General features: G+C 30.4%; 16 protein-coding genes. 9 read left to right on the plus strand and 7 right to left on the minus strand.

Annotated elements, in window-relative coordinates; all coding sequences use genetic code 11:
- The first annotated feature begins 108 nt into the window (after nucleotides 1–108).
- The 7 genes from K337_RS0106005 to K337_RS17815 all read left to right on the plus strand — a co-directional run bounded on the left by K337_RS0106005 (nucleotide 109) and on the right by K337_RS17815 (nucleotide 12,205).
- Nucleotides 109–3,123: a DNA polymerase gene (locus tag K337_RS0106005; protein WP_028855808.1), complete on the plus strand. Its 3,015-nt coding sequence runs from the start codon at nucleotides 109–111 to the stop codon at nucleotides 3,121–3,123.
- A 12-nt stretch (nucleotides 3,124–3,135) separates the two neighbouring features.
- Nucleotides 3,136–4,029: a DNA-binding protein WhiA gene (gene whiA, locus K337_RS0106010; protein WP_028855809.1), complete on the plus strand. Its 894-nt coding sequence runs from the start codon at nucleotides 3,136–3,138 to the stop codon at nucleotides 4,027–4,029.
- A 10-nt stretch (nucleotides 4,030–4,039) separates the two neighbouring features.
- Nucleotides 4,040–4,972, plus strand: coding sequence for a bifunctional riboflavin kinase/FAD synthetase (locus K337_RS0106015; protein WP_028855810.1), 933 nt, complete (start codon nucleotides 4,040–4,042; stop codon nucleotides 4,970–4,972).
- Between the two features lie 52 nt (nucleotides 4,973–5,024).
- Nucleotides 5,025–5,714, plus strand: coding sequence for a segregation and condensation protein A (locus K337_RS0106020; protein WP_028855811.1), 690 nt, complete (start codon nucleotides 5,025–5,027; stop codon nucleotides 5,712–5,714).
- Nucleotide 5,715: 1 nt separating this feature from the next.
- Nucleotides 5,716–7,176: a murein biosynthesis integral membrane protein MurJ gene (gene murJ / locus K337_RS0106025; RefSeq protein WP_028855812.1), complete on the plus strand. Its 1,461-nt coding sequence runs from the start codon at nucleotides 5,716–5,718 to the stop codon at nucleotides 7,174–7,176.
- 221 nt (nucleotides 7,177–7,397) lie between these two features.
- Nucleotides 7,398–10,130 carry a DUF748 domain-containing protein gene (locus tag K337_RS0106030; RefSeq protein WP_028855813.1) on the plus strand — a complete coding sequence of 911 codons (2,733 nt, stop codon included), beginning with the start codon at nucleotides 7,398–7,400 and terminating at the stop codon, nucleotides 10,128–10,130.
- 602 nt (nucleotides 10,131–10,732) lie between these two features.
- Nucleotides 10,733–12,205: a potassium/proton antiporter gene (locus K337_RS17815; protein WP_051251633.1), complete on the plus strand. Its 1,473-nt coding sequence runs from the start codon at nucleotides 10,733–10,735 to the stop codon at nucleotides 12,203–12,205.
- Between the two features lie 98 nt (nucleotides 12,206–12,303).
- Here the strand turns inward: K337_RS17815 and K337_RS0106045 are convergent, their stop codons facing one another.
- From K337_RS0106045 to K337_RS0106075, 7 genes are all read right to left on the minus strand, one after another.
- Nucleotides 12,304–14,304: a cache domain-containing protein gene (locus tag K337_RS0106045; protein WP_028855814.1), complete on the minus strand. Its 2,001-nt coding sequence runs from the start codon at nucleotides 14,302–14,304 to the stop codon at nucleotides 12,304–12,306.
- Between the two features lie 131 nt (nucleotides 14,305–14,435).
- Nucleotides 14,436–15,122 (minus strand): response regulator, encoded by a 687-nt coding sequence (locus K337_RS0106050; protein WP_028855815.1) that lies wholly within the window; start codon nucleotides 15,120–15,122, stop codon nucleotides 14,436–14,438.
- Nucleotides 15,115–16,674 carry an ATP-binding protein gene (locus K337_RS0106055; protein ID WP_028855816.1) on the minus strand — a complete coding sequence of 520 codons (1,560 nt, stop codon included), beginning with the start codon at nucleotides 16,672–16,674 and terminating at the stop codon, nucleotides 15,115–15,117. The genes K337_RS0106050 and K337_RS0106055 overlap by 8 nt, the downstream gene beginning before the upstream one ends.
- A gap of 105 nt (nucleotides 16,675–16,779) precedes the next feature.
- Nucleotides 16,780–17,766 (minus strand): NAD(P)-dependent oxidoreductase, encoded by a 987-nt coding sequence (locus tag K337_RS0106060; RefSeq protein WP_211226098.1) that lies wholly within the window; start codon nucleotides 17,764–17,766, stop codon nucleotides 16,780–16,782.
- 18 nt (nucleotides 17,767–17,784) lie between these two features.
- Nucleotides 17,785–18,828, minus strand: coding sequence for an AEC family transporter (locus K337_RS0106065; RefSeq protein WP_028855818.1), 1,044 nt, complete (start codon nucleotides 18,826–18,828; stop codon nucleotides 17,785–17,787).
- Nucleotides 18,829–19,091: 263 nt separating this feature from the next.
- A complete protein-coding gene (brnQ, locus tag K337_RS0106070) occupies nucleotides 19,092–20,366 on the minus strand; it encodes a branched-chain amino acid transport system II carrier protein (protein ID WP_028855819.1) in 1,275 nt (424 codons plus the stop codon).
- Between the two features lie 191 nt (nucleotides 20,367–20,557).
- Complete coding sequence (locus K337_RS0106075; protein ID WP_028855820.1) at nucleotides 20,558–20,845, minus strand: hypothetical protein; 288 nt, start codon at nucleotides 20,843–20,845, stop codon at nucleotides 20,558–20,560.
- An 811-nt stretch (nucleotides 20,846–21,656) separates the two neighbouring features.
- On the opposite strand from K337_RS0106075, the gene glsA reads away from it, so the two are divergent.
- Together glsA and K337_RS17820 are read left to right on the plus strand one after the other, a co-directional pair.
- Nucleotides 21,657–22,574 (plus strand): glutaminase A, encoded by a 918-nt coding sequence (gene glsA / locus K337_RS0106080; RefSeq protein ID WP_028855821.1) that lies wholly within the window; start codon nucleotides 21,657–21,659, stop codon nucleotides 22,572–22,574.
- A gap of 32 nt (nucleotides 22,575–22,606) precedes the next feature.
- Nucleotides 22,607–24,049 (plus strand): alanine/glycine:cation symporter family protein, encoded by a 1,443-nt coding sequence (locus K337_RS17820; protein ID WP_051251634.1) that lies wholly within the window; start codon nucleotides 22,607–22,609, stop codon nucleotides 24,047–24,049.
- Nucleotides 24,050–24,148: the final 99 nt, after the last annotated feature.

Genomic DNA, 24,148 nt, shown 5'->3' on the forward strand with positions numbered 1-24,148 from the left:
TTAGTCCAATTGGATCTATTTAATTTAAAAATAAAAAAATAATTAATATATTTCCAAAAAATAAAAAAAAGTAATTTAAAAAATGGAAAAATATGAGGAGAAAATAAAATGAAAAAAGCAGTATTATTAGATGTAAGTGCAATTATGTACAGATCATATTATGCACATATGAACCTTAGAACAAGTTCAGAACCGACCGGTGCAACCTTTGGATTTTTAAATACACTATTAGGTGTCCTAAAAGAATTTGAACCTGAATATATAATAGGAGCTTTTGATGTAAGCAGAAAATCTTTGGAAAGAACAAAAATTTATGATAAATATAAATCAGATAGAAAACCAATGCCAGATGAACTAGCATTACAGATAAAAAGAATTGAAGAACTCTTAGACGTATTTAATATAAAAAAAGTAAAAATTGAAGGGCACGAAGCCGATGATGTTATGGGAACCTATGCAAAGGAACTCTCAAGAGAAGGAATAGAAACATATGTAGTGACTGGAGATAAAGACCTTTCTCAAGTTTTAGATGAAAATATAAAGATTGCTCTTTTAGGAAAGGGAGATGGGAAAAGTAGATTTGGAATCCTTCGAACTCCTGAAGATGTAGTGGCACAATTAGGAGTTACACCAGAATTAATTCCTGATCTATTTGGTCTTATTGGGGATTCCAGTGATGGAATTCCAGGTGTAAGAAAAGTCGGTCCTAAAAAGGCAGTTCCCATGTTAGATCTATATGGAAATTTAGAAGGAATATATGAAAATGTAGAAAAGTTAAGTGACATCCCCGGAATAGGAAAGGGTCTAGTGAAAAATATTATCGAAGATAAGGATCTTGCATTTTTGAGCAGGGAACTGGCAGTGATCAAGACAGATATCGATCTAAATTTTAATTTGCAAGATATGAAATATAATAAAGATTTAAATAAATTAGTAAATTTATGTAAAGAATTAAATTTTAAAAGCTATATCAAAAGATTTACTTTAGAATTAGAAAAGGAAGAAAAAGGTAAGCCAACTTTGGATATTAAAAAAGTTGAAAGTTCAGAAAAAAAGATTCTAGAAGAGGCAGATTCTCAAAGGCAGAGTGAGCTTGAGAAAGCTTTAGAAGAAATTTTAAAAGTTATAGATACAGCATCTATAACAATGGAAGAATTTGAACTGATAGAGAAAAAGATAGAAGAAACTCTTTCTGAAAAAAAGGAAAAAGAAGAGAGTAAAGAAGTAGAAATTTTAAAAGAGAAAGAGTTTGAAAGAAGTAACATTGTAGATCTAGACGGAATAAAAAAATTAAAAAAAGAGGTAGAGAAATCTGACCAGGTGGCACTCTTTGCAAATGAAGAAGGAATAGTATTTGTTACAGATAAGGGGAGCAGATATGTCTCTTTGAATCCAAGTGCTCTTATAACAGCAGAGATAACCTTAGATGCTTTAAAACCGTTATTTGAACTGGATACACCATATATAATTTATGGGTATAAGAAATTACTAAAATCAGGGATAGATCCTAAAAATATAAAGTGTGATATCTTTATAGGAAATTATCTTTTGACCAACCATACAAAGGAAGAGTTTGAAAACTTGGTCTTGGACAGAGATGGAGAGGTTTTAAAAACACAAAATGAAATCTTAAAGGAAAAATCTATTGAAAAAATAAGTTTAGAAGATATGCATGAATTTTTAGAGATCAGAGCTAAATTTTTATATAGATCAGGAACTAAATTTTTAGAGGAATTAGAAGAGGAAAACTTAACTAAAATATACAATATCGAGATGGAATTAGTTAAAGTATTATACAAGATGGAAGAAGAAGGAATCTTAATTAATTTGGATTACTTTAAGGAATATCAGCAAGAATTAGCTGTAAAATTAGATGAGATAATCCCTCAAATCAAAGCTGAAGTAAAAAAAGGTGTGGAACATAATATCAATATGATGGAATTGAGTGAAGAGCAGATTAGAGAGAGTCTCCTACAGTTAGGGAAACTTAACTATAAGAAAAAATCAGAATATACTGCATATGAAGAAAAGATAGAAAAAGCTGATTTGGAGGAATTATTGAATAACCAGCTGGTATTTAATATAGCCTCACCTAAACAATTGGGGATAGTTTTATTCCAGCTCATGAAATTAGCGAAGGTAAAGAAAGAATCTGTAGGAGTAGAAGTGCTAGAAGTGCTTAGGGATAGAGATGGAGAAGTTATTGCCAAAAATATCTTGGAATATAGAAAATTAGCTAAATTACAAAGTACCTATGTAGAAGCACTGCCTAAATTAGTCGATAAACATAGTAGGATACATACAACATTTAACCAGACAGGAACAGCAACTGGAAGATTGTCGTCGTCTAATCCAAATCTACAAAATATCCCAGTGAAAACACCAGAGGGGATAAAGATCAGACAGGGATTTGAGGCAAAAGATGGATATAAACTCCTAGCTATTGACTATTCACAAATTGAACTTAGAGTTCTAGCTGAAATAAGTCAGGATGAAACTCTGATCCTTGCCTATGAGCAAGACAAGGATCTTCATGATCTTACAGCCAGAAAATTATTTTCTCTGACAGAAGATGAAGAAGTAAGTCGTGAAAAAAGATCTTTGGCAAAAATCGTTAATTTTAGTATAATCTATGGGAAAACAGCCTTTGGATTGTCCAGTGAACTAAAAATAAGCCTTAGTGAAGCAAAAGAATATATCTCTAGATATTTTACTCAGTACCCAGGAGTAAAGGCTTTAGAAACAAAGATAATAGAAGATGCTAAATGTGATGGATTTGTAAGAACCCTCTATGATAGAAAAAGAGCGATAGATGGGATAAATTCTTCCAATAAAAATATTGTAAAACAAGCTGAAAGGATGGCAGTAAACTCTGTAATCCAAGGGACAGCAGCAGATATTTTGAAAATAGTAATGGTAGAATTAGATAAAAAGTTAGAGGGTAGGGAAGATATAAAGATGAACTTACAGGTTCACGATGAATTGATCTTTGAAGTAAAGGAAGATAAGATAGAAGAGTATGCAAAACTTATAAAAGATATAATGGAAACAACTGTAAAACTAGATCATGTGAAATTAAAGGCTAATGTAGCTATGGGTTATAATTGGAGTGAAGCTAAATAGATAGGAGTGGAGATGTCATATACATTTAGGATAAAAGATGAAATTTTTAGTAAAGAGATCGATAGTTATGATGAAAATCTAGCTGAGATCTATGGAATACTTTATTCAAAGAATGCATTTTATGAAAAAAAAATTGAGATAACTTTGGAAAACTACCCTCTTTCGCAGAGGGTGGTGGAACTCTTTAAAAAGTTAACAAATTTAAAGACATTTATAAAATATTCTATCAGTAAAAAACTGGGAGAACATAAGGTATATGTGGTTACTATACCATATCAAATGGGATATAATAAGTTTTTAGATTCTTTTCGATTGATAGAGGAGCAGTTAGATCAAAGGGAGGACCTATACAATGGTTTTCTCAGGGGATTATTTTTAGCCTGTGGATATATAAAGGATCCTGAAAAAGAATATGCCATTGATTTTTTTATAGATTCTGAAGAAGTAGCTGATAAACTTTATTCCCTTTTAAAATCAAGGGATAAAAGATGTTTTAAAACGACTAAAAGAAATAAATTTTTGATATACCTGAGAAATTCAGAGGATATTATGGATGTTTTAGTGGCTGTGGGAGTACTTAAAGAATTTTTTAAATACGAAGAAACAATAATGATGAAAGAAATAAAAAATAAGACCATTAGAGAGATAAACTGGGAAGTAGCCAATGAAACAAAGACATTAAATACTGGGAGAAAACACGTACTTATGATAGAGTATATAGACAAGGAGATCGGTCTTTCTTCACTAACTTCGGTATTGCAGGAGATGGCTATGTTGAGGTTACAAAATCCAGAATTTTCCCTTCATGAATTAGGAAATCTGATTAATTTGAGTAAATCTGGAGTTAGAAATAGGTTTAGACGGATAGAAAAGATATACAATGATTTGAAAGAAGAAAATAAATAAGGAGTATAGTATGAAAATCATAGATGATATATTTCAATTAAAAGAGAAAAATCACGATCTATGTGTGGCGATTGGAGCATTTGATGGAATACACGAAGGTCATAAAAATGTAATTAAAGGGGCAATTAAAAGAGCAAAAAAAATAGGAGGGAAATCAGTAGTATTTACCTTTGATAAACATCCTAAAAGTTTTATGCCTCAAAAAACAGCTCCTAAACTAATAAATTCAAAGGAAGAGAAGGTCCACCTTTTGGAAAAATTAGGAGTAGACTATGTCATATTTCAAAAATTTGATCAAAATTTTTCTGCCCTTACACCATTAGAATTTTTAAATCTATTAAAGATATTTAGAACCCGTGAAATATTTGTAGGATTTAATTTTAGATTTGGTGCAGGAGGAGCAGCAACTGTAGACGATATGATTAAGATGGGAAAAACCTGTGGAATCGAAGTAAATAAGGCGAATCCTGTAACTTCAGGGAAAAAAGTCATAAGTAGTACTTTAATTAGGGAACTCATTACCTGTGGAGAGCTGGACACAGTAAAAAATCTATTAGGTTATAATTTGTTTATAATAGGAAATGTAGTTCATGGGAAAAAATATGGACGTCAACTAGGTTTCCCCACAGCAAATTTAAAATTAATTGATAAGATCTATCCTCCATTTGGGATATATGGAGCTAGGGTTCAGATAGAAGGTTACGACAAGGTATATGACGGGGTAGTTAACATTGGAAGGAATCCCACGTTAAAAGACGGAGAACTAAGTGTAGAAACTCATATATTGGATTTTTCAGATTATATATATGGAAAAAAAGTTATTGTGGAATTGATAAAGAATCTCCGAACTGAAAAAAAGTTTAATTCGATAGATGAATTAAAGACAGCCATCGCCAATGATGTTTTGATATGGAAGGATTATCTTCAAAGTAATAAAAATTAAAGTAATTCGTGGTGAAAAGATTAAATAAAAATAAAAATTAAAGAAGGTAAAAATGAAAATAGAGATTAAATTAGAAAATTTTGAAGGTCCCCTGGACCTTCTTCTCCATCTTTTGGAAAAAAAAGAGATGAAGATAACAGAGGTAAAGATAAGTACCCTTATAGATGAATATCTATCTCTTATAGAGGATGCCAGAAGGGAGAGTGTCTCTATCAAGGTGGAATTTTTAGGAGTTGCCAGTGAATTATTGGAGATAAAAGCACTATCTATCTTAAATATGAGGGAGAAGGAGAAAAAAGAGGAAGCTCTTTCACAAAAACTTGCAGAATATAAATTATTTAAGGAATTAAGTGAAAAAATAAGGGAATTAGAAAATGAATATAATATCTCCTATACTAAATTCAGTAAGGGAAAAAATATAATAAAAGTTCCAAATACAGATTTTGATCTATCCAATTTAAGCGGAAACCTGATATTTAATATCTATTCTAAATATATAAAAAATACAGATGTATATGAGATCGATATTGAAGTTAAATATGACCTTAAAGAGGAAAAAAATAAATTATGGAAGAGTATACCTGCAGGGAGGGAAGTTTATTTAGAAGATATATTTTCCAAAGCTGTAGACAGACTTCATCTGGTGTATCTATTTCTATCTCTCTTGGAACTGTATAGAGATGATGATATAGAGATATTAGAACATGGAATAAAATTGAAAACTCCCTGTGAGGTGATCTAGGATGTTTAAAAGTGGTATTTTGATTATGATAATCACCTTGGCCAGTAGAGTTTTAGGGTTGGTTCGGACAGCACTTATTGCATATTATTTTGGAGCTACAAAGTTTACTGATGCTTACTTCAGTGCTTTTAAAATAAGTAATTTTTTCAGACAATTATTAGGTGAGGGAGCCTTAGGAACGGTATTTATTCCTGTCTACAACGACAAGGAAAAAAAATACGGAGCTGAGAGATCTAAATCTCTGATATATTCAGTTTTAAATCTATTATTTATATTTACAACTCTGATAACAATTCTCATGGTTATCTTTTCTGATAATATAATTAATTTTATTGTGACAGGATATCCAGAGGAAACAAAGGTCATAGCTTCTAAACTTTTAAAAATAATGGCTGTCTACTTCGTATTTATAGGGTTAGCCGGGATGATCTCTGCGATATTAAATAACTTTAAAAAGTTTTTAATTCCTGCTAGTACCTCATTATTTTTTAACTTTGCCATAATAATTAGTATTATGGTTTATGGAAAACAATATGGTGTAACGGCAATGGCAGTAGGAGTAGTTGCAGGTGGGCTGTTACAATTTTTAGTAGTTCTGCCTACTTTTATAAAGATAGTTAAAAACTATGAATTTAGGATAGATTTTAAAGATGATGATCTGAAAAAGATCTTTATCTTGATGGTACCTATGCTTCTTGGTATCTTTGCCAGACAGATAAATAGTATAGTGGATCAATTCTTTGCATCCCACCTAGCCAGCGGAGGAGTATCGGCATTAGAAAATGCCACAAGGATATATAATCTGCCACTGGGAGTATTTGGTATTTCCATAGCTACAGTAATCTATCCGACTCTTTCTAAGGCTATTTCAAACAATGAAACTGAGGTGGTCAGTAAGAGTCTTCAAAGGGGATTGAATTTTTTACAATTTTTAATCATACCCAGTATGGGAGTCTTGATATTTTATGCAAGGGATATAATAAAACTGGTTTTAGGTCATGGAGAATTTACACAAAATTCCATAACTATTACCTCTGAAAGTTTGATATATTATTCAGTAGGATTATTTTTTTATACGGCAGTTCACCTTATGAGTCGGGCATTCTATGGGATGAAAGATACCAAAAGACCTGTAATATTTAGTGTTGTGTCAATATTAATAAATATAATTTTAAATGCAGTATTGATCAGGCAATTCCAGCATAGTGGATTGGCACTGGCAACAGCCATAGCATCTATGGTTAATTTTATCTTGTTATACATTACATTTAATAAAAAATATATAAAGTTAGATCTGACTTATATAGTAAAGTTTAAATTTAAAGTTGTTATGAGTACGCTCCTGGCATTAGGAGGAAGTTTTTATATAGATAACATCTTTATAAAATTAATAACTTTTTCTGGGATCTACCTGGCTCTTTGGGCATGGCCACTGAAAAAAAATAAGTTAGAGGTATTTTAACTTCATTTTATACTTGTCTCTCCTAATAATTAGGAGGGATAAAGTTTAGGCAGGCGTTTAAGAAAATAATAAAAAAGTACAATAGCTTCTCAAGATTTATGAGAAGCTGTTATTTTTTTTGAAAATTAAAGATTCATATCTATAGAGTTCATAAACCAAAATAATTTTTTAAAAAAATATAGATGTGGTATAGATAAAAATAAGGAGAGGTTTGAGAAAAAATGAAGAAAAAAATTTATATAGGTTTGTTTATAGGGTGGATTATATTTATGATTCAGCTGCCATCAATAGTAAAAAATATAGCAGTAAATAAATTAGAGAAAACAATCGGAAGAAAAGTAAGCAGCGGAGATTTCAGGTATAACTACCTCAGGAATATTCTTTCAATTGAAAATTTGAAGATATATGAGGATGACGGGGAAAATATTTTCGTAAAATTTGATTCTTTTAATGTAAATATAGATATATTACCCCTATTAAAAAGAAAATTTTATATAGAGGAGTTAACCCTTATAAACCCAAATTTCACATTGAAATATAGTGATGGGACAGCTAATTTTGATTCTATTCTGAAAAAAATAGGTTCAGACAATAAAAAAGTAGAGGATGCAACTGAAACTAACCACTATATAAAAAGCGTTGAATTAGAAAATATTACTATAGATAATTTTACTTTTTATTATAATGATCAGGTGGTCCAGGGTAAAAATAAATTTACTCTGGAAACACCACAATTATTGTATGAAAATAAAAATATTATTTTAAACTCAATAGTAGATTTTTATGAAAGTGGAGAAATAAATTTAAATTTAGAATATAAGAAAGATGGATCTCTATCGGGAGAAATTAAAACAAAAGATTTTTTATTAGATGATAAGCTTTATATAGTAAAAGCTTTATATGGTTTGGAAAAGTTAGAGGGAGAGATAGATAGTTGCTTTAATTTTAATTTCAATTTTTTAAAAGAAATCTATAATTTAAAAGGTCAGTTTAGTCTAAAAGATTTAAAAGTAAGTTCTGACAAGTTTGGAAAACTTTTTTCAATTGGAAGTGTAGAAGGAGAAATAGAGGATTTTAAAATAAAAGAGAATAAATTTTTTCTAAAAGATATAAGAACAAATAAAGGTGTAGTAGATATAGAAAATATCAAAAAGTATATGTCTCTTATCTCAAAAATTTCAAAAGAAAAAGAAAACGAGAGTAGTGTAAAAAGAGATGAACTAGAATATCCTATATTTAATATAAAAAGGTTTGAAATATCAGATTATAAAATATATGATGAAAAAGTAAACTTAGAGATAGAAAATTTTAAAATAAATGATCTAGGGACACTAAAAGGAAATTCAAATTTTGAATTTGCAGGAAAGTTTCAAAATTCGGAAGTTAATTTTACCGGGGAAATAAAAAAAGAAAAGGCTGTAAGGAAAGAAGAAGATCTAAATTATATTGGAATTGGAGGAAATATAAATATACTATCTTTAAATTTAAAAAATATAGATCCACTTTTACAAGAAAAATTAAACTTAAATGGAAGTTTAGATATATCTTCGAAATTTAATTATTTAACGAATAATCTCCAGATGGAAAATTTGATTTCTTTAAAAAAGCTATCATTAAAAAAAGATGATATGGTTTTAAAAGTAGAAAATTTAAAATTTAATAATACGATCTCAAAGAATAGCAAAGATTACCATATTAGAGGAAAGATAAAAGCTCAAGGAGGAGCGTTTAATATGGATGAAGTTAATTTTTGGTTAAAGAGTGGAGAGATAGAGATAGGAGAAATATCCAAAAATAAAATAAGGTTAAATAAAATAAAGTTAGAGAGGCCATGGATAAAAATAAAGAAAAAAGAAGAAAAAAATAATATACAGGAAAAAATAACACAGAGAGAAAGTTCCAAAGGTCATGAAAAAAATAATTTAAAAGAAGAGGAAATAGGGAAAGTTAAACTACCTGAATTATTCATAAAAAATATAGGTGTAAGTAATGGCCGGCTAGATTATATTAATAAGGATATAAAGTATAATCTAAGGGATATTACAGTCGATATAGATAGTTTTACTACAGAAAAAAACAAAGAATTTAACGGGGATATAAGAGCTGATCTAACAGGGAATGGAAAGTTTAAGTTTAATTTCCTGTCTTCATTGGAAAAGAGCTGGGATTTTTCCCCTGTAAGTTTAAATATGGATGGAGAGTTAGATATATATAATTTGAATTTTTTAGATTTTAAACAGGTACTTTCTGAAAATTTACCCAACGAAATTGACAATGGAAAACTTAATTATAACTGTAATATCAGTCTAAATAAAGGAAAAGTAGTAGGAGAAAACCTTATCTCTGTAGAAAAGATCAACATAGGAGAGGCAACAAAGGTAAATTCTATGATTCCTTTAAAATTAGGAGTTAATATACTTAAAGATAGAGAGGATAATTTAAAACTAGACCTTCCTATATCTGGAGACTTTAACAATCCTAAATTCAAAATATCCAAGGTTGTCTTAGAAGCACTAAAAAATATTTTAATAAGAGCGGTCGCTTCTCCAGCGGACTTTATATTGAACTCTTTTAATATAGGAGATGAAAAAGATCTATTTATTGAATATGACTATTTAAATCCAAATTTTAAAAATAAGGATAATAATACATTGGGGAAAGTAGTTGAGATATTAGAAAAAAAAGAGGATATAAATATAATTTTTACCCTATTTACCGATAAAGAGGTGGAAAAAAACTTGTTGAATACACAATTAAAGGAAGAGATGTTTTTTAAAAGAGATACAAAAGATGAAATTTTAGAAGAAAAAATAAATAAAATAATAACAGAAAGAAGTGAAGGGATTAAAAATTATTTTAAAGGTAAAGAACTAGGAGAAAGAGTAAAAGTTCAAATTTCTGATATTTCACGAAATAAGGCTATGTCAAGTATTGAATTAATAATAAAGGATTAAAATTAAAGGAGCTCTTCAAAATTTTGAGGAGCTCCTTTTTTGATGATTTTAGTCTCTTTAGACCCTTGTTTCTGTTATCCCAGCGATAATCATAGCGCCTGCAGTTAATTTTTTACTGTTAATATTTCTTTTCAATAAATGCATATTTTTTCCTCCTGTGATTTATTATTAAGACTAATAATATTATCTAATAAAATAAAGAGTTGTCCTGTTCGGTACAAATAAAAAAATAAAAGAAATTTAAATTGATTGATGTATATCTTAAAGTAAGGAATTAAGGGAGGGGAGAGTTAGGGGAAATACAAAAAAGTTTGAATTTAAAGAAGGCGACACAGAAAAAACAATTAATTTAGAACGATATGATACACTGTATCTTTGTGAACTTGAATTCATCTTTTCTCTAATAAAGGGTTTGATATACCGGTCAGCTTAAAACAAACTAAAGGATAAAACTTATTTTTAGGGTGAAAAAAATTATAAAATCAACTCAAATTTAGATATTTATGATACTATATATTTTACTAGAAAAGTAAAAAAGATGTTTTACAGTAATTTAATATTTATAATAATTAGGGAAAGTTTTTAAAATAGAGGAGGAAAGTATGAATATAGATAAAATTAGTATGATAATAGGTTTTCTAATATTATCTTCTATTTTTTCATTGCGTATTTCAAAAAAATATAGTCTGCCAAGTTTACTATTATTTTTAGGTGTTGGGATGTTGGCAGGATCAGAAGGCTTTGGAGGTATTTATTTTGATAATATGGCAATAGCTCAGTTGATAGGAGGAATTGCTCTTGCTTTTATCCTTTTTAATGGAGCTTTTTCAACAAATATAAACACTGTTAGAAATGGAGCTTTCGAAGGGTTATTATTAGCTTTTATAGGAGTATTTATAAACACGGCTATTGTCGGGATTATAGTTTATTTTTTTACTGGATTTAGTATTACGTACTCACTTCTAATAGGTGCTATTGTGTCATCTACAGATGCATCGGCAGTGATGTCACTCCTCTCCTTTGGAGGATTAAAATTAAAGAAAAAAGTTTCTTCAATCCTCTTGGTTGAATCGGGGACAAATGACCCAATGGCTAATGTAATTATCATTTTATTGATTAGTCTGATTACAAGGCCTGATTTTAGTACACTTGAGGGTCTAACATTTTTATTTCTTCAAATAGTCGTTGGTGGGTTAATTGGATTTTTATCAGCTAGAGGAACTATAGGTCTCCTTAAAAGATTTTCAATCAAGTTGCCGGAAATACACCAGCTGATCCTGGTATCTGGAGTATTTTTAACTTTTGGGATTACAAATATATTAAATGGTAATGGTTATCTTGCAATTTATATCTATGGATTAGTATTAGGAAATTCAGCAATCCAATTCAAAAAAAGTTCTAGACGGTTTTTTGTTAGTTTATCTTGGGGTGTTGAAATTGGTATATTTCTTATATTAGGACTTCTAGTATTCCCCAGTGAATTACTTAATGTTTGGAAAGTTGGAACTTTTATAGGGTTTGCACTTATATTAATTGCGAGGCCACTTAGTGTGATTATCACTCTATATAAAACAAAACTTTCCATGAAGGAAAAATTATTTATAAGCTGGGGAGGGTTAAAAGGAGCAGTTCCCATAGTTTTTGCAATTCTACCTGTGCTTGCAAAGATAGAGGGTGCTGAAATTATCTTTCCTATAGTTTTTTATGTTGTAGTAATCTCAGTGACTATACAGGGAACAACGTTACCCTTTGTAGCTACATTATTTGGAATGAAAGATACGGAGAGTTCTAAATGGGTTGAACCTGACTTAGAACAAATAGAATTTATGGAAGAAAAGATGATTAAATTAAAAGTAAAAAGTGGAAGTTCATTTCATAATAAAAGTGTAATGGATATGCAATTTGAAAAAGGAGTCCTTCTCCTTCTCATCGAAAGAAATAACCACCAAATTTTTCCTCAGGCAAACACAAAAATATTAGAATTTGATTCCCTTCTTATTTTTGGAGAAGATCAGAATAAACTAGATCAACTAATTGAAAATTGGAATAAGGTTGAAAACCAATTGATCATTTAAGATAATTGATCAAAAATAAGATATATAATATGTTTTAAAATAAACAGAGAGAAATCCTTTAAAATAAAGGATTTCTCTCTGTTATTATATCTTGATCTTTATTGAGTATTTACCTCGATTTTATTTCTTCCCTCCTCTTTAGCTTTATAAAGTAATTCATCTACCTTAATAACTATATTTTCTAAACTTATATCTTGAGTTTTATTTACTTCTAATATACCACCGCTGAAACTTACCCGGAGTTCCGGATATTTCCAAGATGTATCGTAGATAATTAATCTTATTTTATTCATAATTTTTTCAGCTTCTTTTAGAGAGGTATCTGGGAGTACTATTAAAAATTCCTCTCCTCCATATCGGCCTATGAGGTCAGTTTTTCGAAGATTTTCAGTCAATATCTTTGCAAATCCTTTTAAGACCTCATCTCCAGCACTATGGCCTAAAGTGTCATTAACTTGTTTAAAATGATCGATGTCAATCATAGATACACACAGTGGTTTCTCAAGGTTTACATTCTCGAGTTTTAATTCCAGTTGTTTTAGAAGGTATCTTCTATTGTTTAACTGGGTCAGTCCGTCTGTGATTGAAAGTTCCATAAGTTTTTTTTCCATTTTTTTCCTGTCTGTAATATCCCTAACAAAGGCAATCCACATTTTTTTGTTGTTAAGTTTTACATATTTTGAGTTTAATTCGAGAAAAAGAAATTTTCCATTCTTTTTTTTAAAAACTCTTTCTTCGTAGGAATCACCTGTAACAGGATTTTTAGAAGTGTCAAAATCATCTGAAGTATTTTTTTTGAAATCATATAGAGATAAAGTTCCTAATTCTTCCCTAGTATATCCTAGCATCTTATATGCACTGATGTTACAATCTTCTATTTCTCCTTTTTCATTTCCTAAATAAATTCCATCAAGGGATAGATTTATCAATGTCTCATAGACAGTTTCACTTTCATCAATAAACCTCTTTATTTTTCTCATAACATAAAATTCAGATAAAAAAATTATCCCACCCATTAAAAATATGAAAAATGAAATTTCTATTAAGATCCCTTCCATTTGATCCTTTAAAATTTTTTTGTTATTGGAAATTGTCCTAGCTATATCATCTAAATAAACTCCAGTTCCTACCATCCACTCCCAGTCATTTATTGCCTTGATAAAAGTCATTTTAGAAATTTCTTTACTTCCCTTTCCCGGTTTTGTCCAATTGTAGTTTAAAAATCCTCCCTGGGGGTTTACAGATATTTTTTTTAGTTCCTGTATTATTTTTACATCATTAGAATTTTTCAACTCCCACAAATTTTTTCCTATGGCTTTTTTCTCATCGATATTTTCAGTGGCCAAAAGATTTCCTGAAAAATCCAATACAAAGATATATTTTCCATTATCTGGACTTCTATGAGTAATTTCATTTAAAACATCTTCTTTTATATCTTTTTCTACATCTTCAAAATATGCTCCAGTTCCTATCCAGAGATTAAGAGGCTTAAAGAGCTTTAAAAATGATTTTTTATTATGATCATATCCTGTGTTTCCAGGCTTTGCCCACAGATATTCATAGAAACCTTCTCCTTTTTTCTTTACTAAGGCTACCATCTCCCTGAATATATATTTTCCATTTGGACCTCTGTAATCTAAAACCATCTCTCCGACATAATCAGGATTAGATGTGAATAAAAGCTTCCCTTTATCAACATTTCCACCAAAATAATATCCTTTTCCATCACTAAATCTAATAACTTCAAGAGTTTCTTTGATAAGATTTTCTATCTCTTCATCGGTTTTCTTCCCTTTATTTTTTTCATATATAACCGAAGCCATATCATGAGCTTCATAGGTCCTTTCTTTAATACTCCTATCTAAGATTTTCTCTGTTTCAGACTTATGATACTCTATACTTTGTATAACTTTATTAATAGCATCCTTTACCCTCATTTTTTCTTTGGTTGTATAATCCTGCTTTATCTTTTCAGATTCTTTATTAAAATAATTATATGTGGAATAGATCCATACACCGCCTATAAATAGGATATTGATGACCACTATAAACAGTATGGTATAACGAAAACTTTTTCCTATTTTTCTTAAATTTTTCATAAATCACCTCTAATAAATAAAAACTTTTTAAATTTGTCATAATTATCAAATTTTTATGGGACTTTTAAATTGTAAAACATATTAATATATTACTCTTTTAATTTAAATTTCCTTTCTTAACTGCATCTACTTTACTTGATTACCCGATAATTATATTCCGGTCTGCCAATATTTCCATGGGTTGTGGTAGAACTTATTTTTCTTACACTCTCCAAATAATCCATATATTTTTTTATAGTAACATTACTGATGTTGAGTTCCTTAGAGATCTCCCGAATAGTCCATATTTTATTTTTTTCTTTTAAAAGGAGAGATAAAATCCTATCCAGAGTTTTTTCATGGAGACCCTTGGGCAGATCTAATTTTTCCATGACAGGTTTAGTATAAAACATATCTATTTTATCCTGGCTGAGGTTAGCCTTCTCTGATCTATTGGTAGTCTCAAAAAAACTATTTTTAGTTAAAAATTTATCCACAGCTTCATTGAATCTGTTTCTTTGAAAGGGTTTGACTAAATAATCTATAACTCCGTATGCCATGGCTTTTTTTATACCTTCAATTCCATTGGCAGCAGTAACCATGATAACATCGGTTAAATACTGCTTTTCTCTGATTTTTTTTAATATATTCAGACCATCTGAGTTTGGAAGGTATACATCTAAGATAATCAGGTCTATCTTATTTGATTTTAAACTGTTAAAAACATCTATTTTAGTTGCTACACAGCCGATAACTTCAAAATTTTCTATCATCTCTATATAGTCTTGGTTGATCATTGCAACCATTGGATCATCTTCAACAATTAATACTTTATACATTGTAATTCACCTCTTTAAATAATCTAATAGTAAAAGTTTTTCCATTTGTATCTTCCCTGAAGGAAAAGTTTCCATTATAAAGTTTAGTTCTATTTTTAACCAGATATAGACCAGAACCACGTTTATTTCCCTTGGAGGAGATACCTCTTTGAAAAATTTTATCTTTAATTTTGGGATCTACAGGGGAACCATTATCAAAAACAGAGATCTCAATGAATTCTTTGTCTTCCATAAGGGATAATATTACATTTTTTTCCTCGATATTTGAAAGATGGAAAGATTCAAAGGCATTTTCTATGAGATTTCCGATGATAACAATAAGATCGTTGTAGGAGATAATACCGTGTTTTTCATAGAGTAAAGATCCTTCCTTTAATTTTAGATTGATCCTCTGCTCTTTGGCAATCCCCAACTTCCCAATGAGAATACCTTTTATATAGTAGTCATCTATATTATTGAAATTAACCTGGTCTAATTTTTCAACTTCTTGAAGTTCTAAAACATAGTTCTTTAGAATATCATATTTTTTTAGTTCTAAAAGTCCGGTGATGACATGTAATCGATTTTTAAATTCATGTATATTTGCTCTCATACTTTTGATAATCTGGTCTACCCCTGTAATTTCTTCAACTACATCTTTAATCTGGCTTCTACTGGTAATTGTTATAATAGAGCCAATGTATTCGTTGGAGTTTATAATGGGGTGAAAACTTATAAATATTTTCTTTTGGAAGATGATAATCTCCTTCATATCAAAGGGCTTTTCTTCAAAGATAATATTTTTTATCTCCTCTATAAACAGAGCAGGAGAATTTTCAGGGAAAAGTTTTAAATAAGCGCTGTTTACTTCCATAATTTTATTACTTTTATCCAGTGCAATTATCCCCTCATTGACATTGTTCAAAATAATAGTTTTTTCCTTATAGAGACGGGATATTTCTTCCGGTTCCAGCCCTAAAATTTTATCTTTAATGTTTTTTGCAAAGATCCCTGCTAAAATCCAAATTAAGATAACTCCTCCTAAAAATAGGAATAGATACATGATAGCTGTCCTCACAGTGAGAAGTTTGAGATCGTTATAGTATTTTCCCACCATAACAAAGCCTATCTGCTTTCCATCTTTAAATACAGGTTCAAAGCGTCTTTGGGTGAGTCCCTGGGAACCTTTTTTAAGGGAAAAATAAGGGACTCCCTCGTGTAAAATTTTCCATTTATCTTCATTGACAAAAACTTCTCCAATCTGTGTCTCATCCAAATGGGAATATTTGATCCCGTTCATATCGGCAATTACAATGATATCTACATCTTCTAATTGATCCACAAAGAAAGATGTATAATTTTGAATGGACATATCCTGCTGATGTTTGGAAAGTCTGTCTATGATAAAGGGGGTTTTGCTGATATTTACCGACATCCTGTATAAATTTCCATCCACGCGATCCTGTATAGAGGTGAATTTATCATAGATAAATATCCCGTAGGAAAGCAATAGGGGGATGAGAGCAGTCAGGATAGACCACAGGATAATTTTTTTTTCAAATTTACCTTTCATTTTTCCTCCATATATTTTGATAAAGAATTCACATTATTGTTAAAGAAAAATTTTCCATTTAATAATAAAGGCTGTTGAGTTATTCAACAGCCTTTATATTATACATTATAATTCATTAATTGAGTATCCCTGAGTGAGGATGTCATTTAAGTTGTCGTATGAGATCTCTACCATATTTGTCAGTGCTTCATCTGTATATGAACCAATATGTGGTGTGATCATTACTCTGGGGAATAAATTTATTAATTTTTCCACATTTGCATCTAAAGGTTTCCCTTCTAAATTTTTAAAGAAGATATTGTGCTCTCCCTCTAAAACATCGGTACCGAATCCCTTTAGTTTACCGGATTCTAATCCTCTGATAACTGCTTCTATATCCTGTAGTTCTCCCCTTGCAGTATTTATCAGAATGCTGTTATCTTTCATATTGCCGATAAATTTATCATTTACCATATGATGGTTGCTGTCTTTAAAATAAGGACAGTGGATAGAAATAACATCTGATTGTTTTTGCAGTTCTTCCATAGAGACATATCTTACTATATCCCTGGCGCTTTCATTTTCAAAGACATCGTATGCTATAACATCTGCACCTAATCCCTTAAAAAGTCTGGCTGTAGTCAGTCCGATTTTTCCTGTACCGATTATTCCAACTGTACAATTTCTTATCTCTGGACTGAACATTGTAGGGTCAGCAGTAAAATCTTTTTTTACAGTTTTATTAACTGTGTAGGTAGTACTTCTTAAAAGGGTCATTGTAAGGGTCAGAGCTAACTCACTTATTGCATTGGGTGAATAACCAGGAACTCTAGCTACCTTCATCCCGTATTCTTTAGCTGCATCGATATCGATATGATTAAATCCTACAGTTCTTGTAAGAAGATATTTCACTCCATAGTCAGCCATAGTTTTTATAACATCTCTGGTTGCATGGCAGTTTCCTCTCAGCATGACAGAGTTATGTCCTTTAACCATATCTAAATTTTCACTATTTAAAAGGTCCTCTACCAATGTAGTGTTGTAGCTGTATTTATTTAATTCGTTGAAATAAGGTACTTCTACCTCTCTTACTCCGTAACACATTAGATTTATTGACATCTTCTCTCCTCCCTATGCAAATATATTTAAATTTTTGATAATTTCTAAAATAATGATGATAATTGGCATGCACACAACACTCAGTACTGTTGACAGCAATGAGCAGTTAGATGTCAGCAGTGACTCTTTGTCAAATTTTATGGCAAAGGCTGCTGCAACTGTTGCTGTAGGAGTAGCCATCATTATAACTACAGTAGCTACTGCTGTAAATGAAAGGGGTAATATCCCAGTTACTTTCAAAATATATAGAGCAACAATATTTATAACAGGTACTAAGATGACTTTTACAACACTATATAACCAAGATTCAGTAGATAGAAATGCATCTTTTAATGAGATATCTGCTAACTTTGATCCGATAGCTAACCAGGCCAGTGGAGAACAGATTCTTGCTAAGAATGTCATTGGTTTAAATAACCAAAATGCTGTTTTATCTATCCTAAGAAATGCATAACTTTTTTCACCAATTAAAACTTGCGGCAGCGATGATTGGAAGATCCAGATAAACATTCCGGCAAATGTTGCTACGACGATTGGATTTAATATCATACTTTTAAGATTATTTTTATCCATCTTTACACCAGACATCTTAATGAATCCATAAGAATATAAGAATACTCTGTAGGCGATATTAAATATAGAAGCATACATTACCCCTGTTGCTCCGTAAACTGCTCCTATAATAGGAATTCCAAAGAATGTTGTAGACCCGAAGATAGTTAAAACTCTGAAAACATCTTTTTTATCTCCTTTATATCTTAGGTAGATAACCTTAGTTACCAAGATAAGGATGATATATATGGCAAATCCCCAAATTAAAAGATTTATTCCCTCTCTCAGACTATCTTTGTTGATATCTTGCATAAATGCTTTAAATGCCAATGCAGGTAAAGACGCCGATAAGATAACATTACTTAACATCTTAGAGAGTTCACTTGAAAAAATATCCTTTTTTCTCAAATAAAAACCGAATAAGATAATTAATATAGAGGATGCTATGGCACCGACAATATTGTTGTTACTAAATATACTTTGTAAAATAATTCCTAAGCTCATTAAAAGCCCTCCTATGAAAAATTAAATTATTATTTTCACTATTAATCTTAGAAAAATAGGTGAAAATATTTATGTTTCGATTATATATGATAATTTTTTCATTTACTATTTAACTAATTATTTAAATGAGTTGTTTAATTAAGTTAAGTAAAAAGGCCGAAAATAAAAGTTATTTGACTTAAATAACTTAAATAACTAGGAGAGGAAATTATTATAGGATATAAAAAAAGATCGTCATTACGACGATCTTAATAGTGAATATTCTATTCAACTGCAATCTTTGTATGGCCCTTTAATAGAGTCCCGGTAAATATGGAAATAAGAAGTGTGGGCAATAACCATGCGAATCCTTCAGAAGAAAATGGAAGAAGATTAAAAGCTCCAGTAAGGTTGTCTGATATTCCTGCTTTAGATATAACTTCAAGGATACTAAATGATAATCCAGTATATATACTTCCTTTGAATATATTCGGGTTGTCTATTTTTAATATATTTAAGGCTATAAGTATTATAGTAACTGGATAAAGTATTGTCAGTATAGGGACTGCTATATCTATTATAAATCCTAATCCTGTAGCAGCCAATACTGCTGATATTACACAAGTTATTGTTGTGATCGTCCTGTATGATAATTTTGTTCTCTCTGAGAAAAAATCAGCTACTATAGCAACCAGCGCTATCGAAGTTGTCAGGCAAGCCGCAGTTACACACATCCCTAAAGCCGCTATACCTAAAGAACCCATAGTTGTTTGTGCAAAATACATAATTAATTCAGATCTACTAAGAGACAGACCGTTGCCGTTAGCCATAGCTCCAAGATATAATAGTCCCCCATAAACAAGAGCCATTCCTAAACCTGCTAAAAGACCTGATTTTACTATCATAGTTCTCTGCTCTGTTTCTCTGACGTACCCATTAGCTTTTAGACCTTTTATTATTATTGCTCCTAATATTACAGAAGTTATAGCATCCATAGTCTGATATCCACCAAAGAATCCATAAGAAAATGAGTTCTGATCTATAATTTTATTTCCCGGAACTCCAAACCCCATGAAAGATCCCTTAAGGATTATAACTGCAAGGATTGTCAATATTATAGGAGTCAAGTATTTACCTATATTGTTCATTAATTTTGAAGGCTTCATGACTAAAATATATACAACAGTAAAATATATAGATGAGACTAATAGTGGGTTTATATCTCCAAAATTAGGAGCTATTCCCATTTCATAGGCTGTAGCAGCTGTTCTAGGTACTCCAAGCATCGGTCCTATAGAAAGAATCAATAGTGTGAAATAACCGGTGTTAAATTTATTAGAAACTTTGTTACCAAACTTATTTATATCTGTAACCCTGCTAAATGCAAGTAGACCGCAGACAGGAAGGCATATTCCAGTAAGAAAAAATCCCGCTGAAGCTGCTAACCACTCTTTTCCAGTCATTAAACCAATCTCTGGAGGAAAGATAAGATTCCCCGCTCCAAAAAACATAGCAAATATTGCTAATCCAAATACTAATACATCATTTTTATTTTTCATTTATACTCCTTTAAATACTTTTATCTTTAACAATATCGCGTTTGATATAACTTAACTTTGTTAAATTTTAATTAGTTTATCATGTGAAATTGTTTAATAAAAGGACTAATGTCTTTATTTTTATAAAAAGTTCATTTTTATGATATTTTTGTATATAAAAATGAAATATTGGAGAAATTTAAACTATAAATTTATCTTTTAGGTCTCTTATAAAAATTAAAGGTATATTCGTATCTATGAGAACCCTCTTTGTGACTTATTTTAGATAAAATATTATATTTTTCAAGTTCACACATGGCATTTTTTACAAAAGTAACTGAACAGCCAAGTTTTCTGGATATCTCTGTAGGAGAAAAGTGAAAATTATCTTTATGTATCGACAAGATATAGATAAACAATAACTTTCCCCTATAAGACATGTCTGTATAATTAAAAATATTTTGATCCAGTTCTTCAATATCTGTATAAACTTTTATCATTTTGATCACCTTCCCTATATGATATTTTAAAAGTCCTCCTATTTAAGTCTTCCATAGAAAACTAAAAAAATACAAAGGATGCACGATATCGTGCATAGGAGCCGAAAAAATAGAAGTAAAAGAATAAAAAATCGTTTATTTGCCCCTGAAGGCCTGTTGAGAGACTCTCCCTTATAATCTATCCTCTGTTTTCTCAGAATTGAAATGAGAGCTTGGCTATAAGCTAATAAAATTAAGGATAGAGAGGGGAAGGTTGGGTATAGAACCCAAATATTAAAGAAGAGGTTTAATGAGTCCTTTAGAGGGTTTATTAAACCTCTTATAAGGTGATTTTTTACTGAATATGTCCATGGTTATGATAGTTGTTACATTTGTAATCATTGAATTAGAGATTGTAAAATAAAAAATATATAATAATTAAAAAGATAAAAATACATTTTAAACCTTTATTTTAAAGGGATTTAGATAAAAACATCTGATTTTAAATTTTTAATATTTTTATACATAAATTATATTGTTTAAATATATGTAGTTTATATGTAGTGTTCTATTATTTTTTTAACTAACAAGATATTACTGAGCCCTACTATAACCTACTGAGATTGTAAAATAAAAATAAAACAAAGCATATGATATATATATATCGTATATTATATGAGTTTTTTTTGTATATAAATCATATTTTCCTCCTCATTGACCATTCTATATTTTGTGTATTACAATTGTACAAACAGAAGGTTGGCCGACCTAATAGTTCAGAATAAATATAATGATATATAATTGTATATTTTGTTATAGGGGGAGATTCATAATGATAGATTCAGATGTTCTTTATGATTTAATTTTGGCAAATAAAGAAAAATGTAAAAATGGTAAGGTAGCTGATTATATTCCAGGTTTAAAAAATGCAGATAAGGAAAACTTTGGGGTTTGTCTTATTGATAACAATAAGACAGTTTTCTGGGCTGGGGATTATGAGCAAAAATTTACTATCCAAAGTATATCCAAACCTTTGATTTTAATGTTAGCAATATTGGATAATGGAGAAGATTATATATTTTCAAAGATAGGAATGGAGCCTACAGGAGATGCTTTTAATTCTATAAAAAAATTAGAAACATCTTTAAGTAAGCCTTTTAATCCTATGATAAATGCTGGAGCAATAGCAGTATCCTCTATGATAAAAGGGAACTCTTCAGAGGATAAATTTAACAGAGTTTTAAAATTTATAAAGAAAATTTCAGAAAATCCTAATTTAGATCATGATGAGGATATCTATATGGGAGAAAAAACAACTGGAAATAGAAATAGAGCTATGGCTTATTTCATGAAAAATGATGGGATCATTGAGGGAGATGTAGAAGAAGCTTTAGATGTTTATTTTAAACAATGTTCCATAAGAGTATCTGCATATGATTTGGCAAAAATAGGGCTTTTTCTTGCAAATAATGGGGTAATTAGTTCAGGAGAAAGGGTTATTTCTATACATACTGCTAAATTAATAAAAAGCTTGATGGTTACATGCGGCATGTATGATGGTTCAGGAGAGTTTGCAGTAAGAGTCGGAATACCTGCTAAATCAGGAGTAGGTGGAGGAATACTTTCATTAGTTCCAGGAAAGATGGGAATAGGAGTTTATGGCCCTGCTTTAGATTCAAAAGGTAACTCCATAGGAGGTTATGCTCTTTTAGAGAGTATATCTAAAATTCTCTCTTGCAGCATTTTTTAAAATAAAATACATAATAAAATAAGGAGGAATAAATGTTTAATTTAATCAATAATATTATCAATACAGGAAACACAATTTTATGGTCTTATGTACTTATCGCGGTTTTAATAGGAGTAGGGGTATTTTTTACTGTAAAAACAAACTTTGTTCAATTTCGTTTTATAGGAGAGATGTTTAAAGTTTTAGGAGGAAGTGGTTCAAAAAAAGAAGGGGGAGTATCTGCATTTCAGGCATTTTGTATAAGTGTGGCTTCCCATGTTGGGACAGGAAATCTTGCAGGAGTTGCAATAGCAGTATCTGTAGGAGGTCCAGGAGCAGTATTTTGGATGTGGGTTATTGCTCTTTTAGGAGCATCTTCAAGTTTTATTGAAAATACTTTGGCCCAGGCATTTAAAATAAAAGATAAAAATGGTTATCGTGGGGGACCTGCCTACTATATGGAAAAAGCTTTGGGGCAGAAAAAAATGGGAATGATTTTCTCTGTACTTATAACAATATCATTTGGACTTGTTTTCAACTCAGTTCAAGCAAACACTGTTTCATTTGCCTTTGAGGAAGCTTTTGGTATAAGTAGAATCTTTGTGGGAGTAGGACTTAGTGCTGTTACTGCCATGGTTATATTTGGAGGAGTTAATAGAATTGCAAGAGTTTCTGAGATTTTAGTACCTGTTATGGCTACAGCATATGTTTTAGTTGCGTTCTTTGTAATTGGAAAGAATATTACTCTTGTCCCTCAAGTTTTTGCTATGATCTTTGAAGGAGCTTTTGGGATGAAAGCTGCAGCAGGTGGAGGTATTGGAGCTGCCATGATGATGGGTATAAAAAGAGGACTCTTCTCCAATGAGGCTGGAATGGGATCTGCTCCAAATGCAGCTGCTACTTCTGAAGTAAGTCATCCTGTAAAACAAGGTCTTCTTCAGACTTTAGGAGTCTTCGTAGATACTATATTAATATGTAGTTGTACTGCACTTGTAGTTCTTATTTCAGGAGCTAACCAGACTGAAGGACTTACTGGAATTCAACTTACTCAGACAGCTCTTTCTTCACAAGTGGGTTCTTGGGCTAATCTATTTATCGCTGTATGTATCATGTTATTTGCATTCAGCTCGATCATAGGTAATTATTATTATGGTGAATCTAATATAGAATTCCTTAAAGCGAATAAAAATTGGCTTCAAGTATTTAGAATAGCTGTATTAGGAATGGTTTTCTTTGGAACTCAAACAGCAGTATCAGTAGTATGGAATATGGCCGATCTATTCATGGGTCTTATGGCTCTTATGAACCTATATGCTATAGTTAGATTAGGTCATCTAGCAATTGCTATCCTAGCAGATTATAAAAAACAAAAATCTCAAGGGAAAGATCCAGTATTTATATCTTCTAATATAGAAGGACTTGAAAAAGCGGAAGTTTGGACAGAAAAACATGCAGAACAATTTACAGAAAAGCAAGTTAAAACTGTAAATGTTTAAATTTGATATAAAAAGTTTTTAAATTTGAACCTTGTTCTAAATCTAGAACAAGGTTTTTTTTGTGTCTTGTTATTAAATCTTTTGTGTTCCATTTATTTA

The organism is Psychrilyobacter atlanticus DSM 19335, assembly GCF_000426625.1.
In the GTDB taxonomy this organism is placed as follows: domain Bacteria; phylum Fusobacteriota; class Fusobacteriia; order Fusobacteriales; family Fusobacteriaceae; genus Psychrilyobacter; species Psychrilyobacter atlanticus.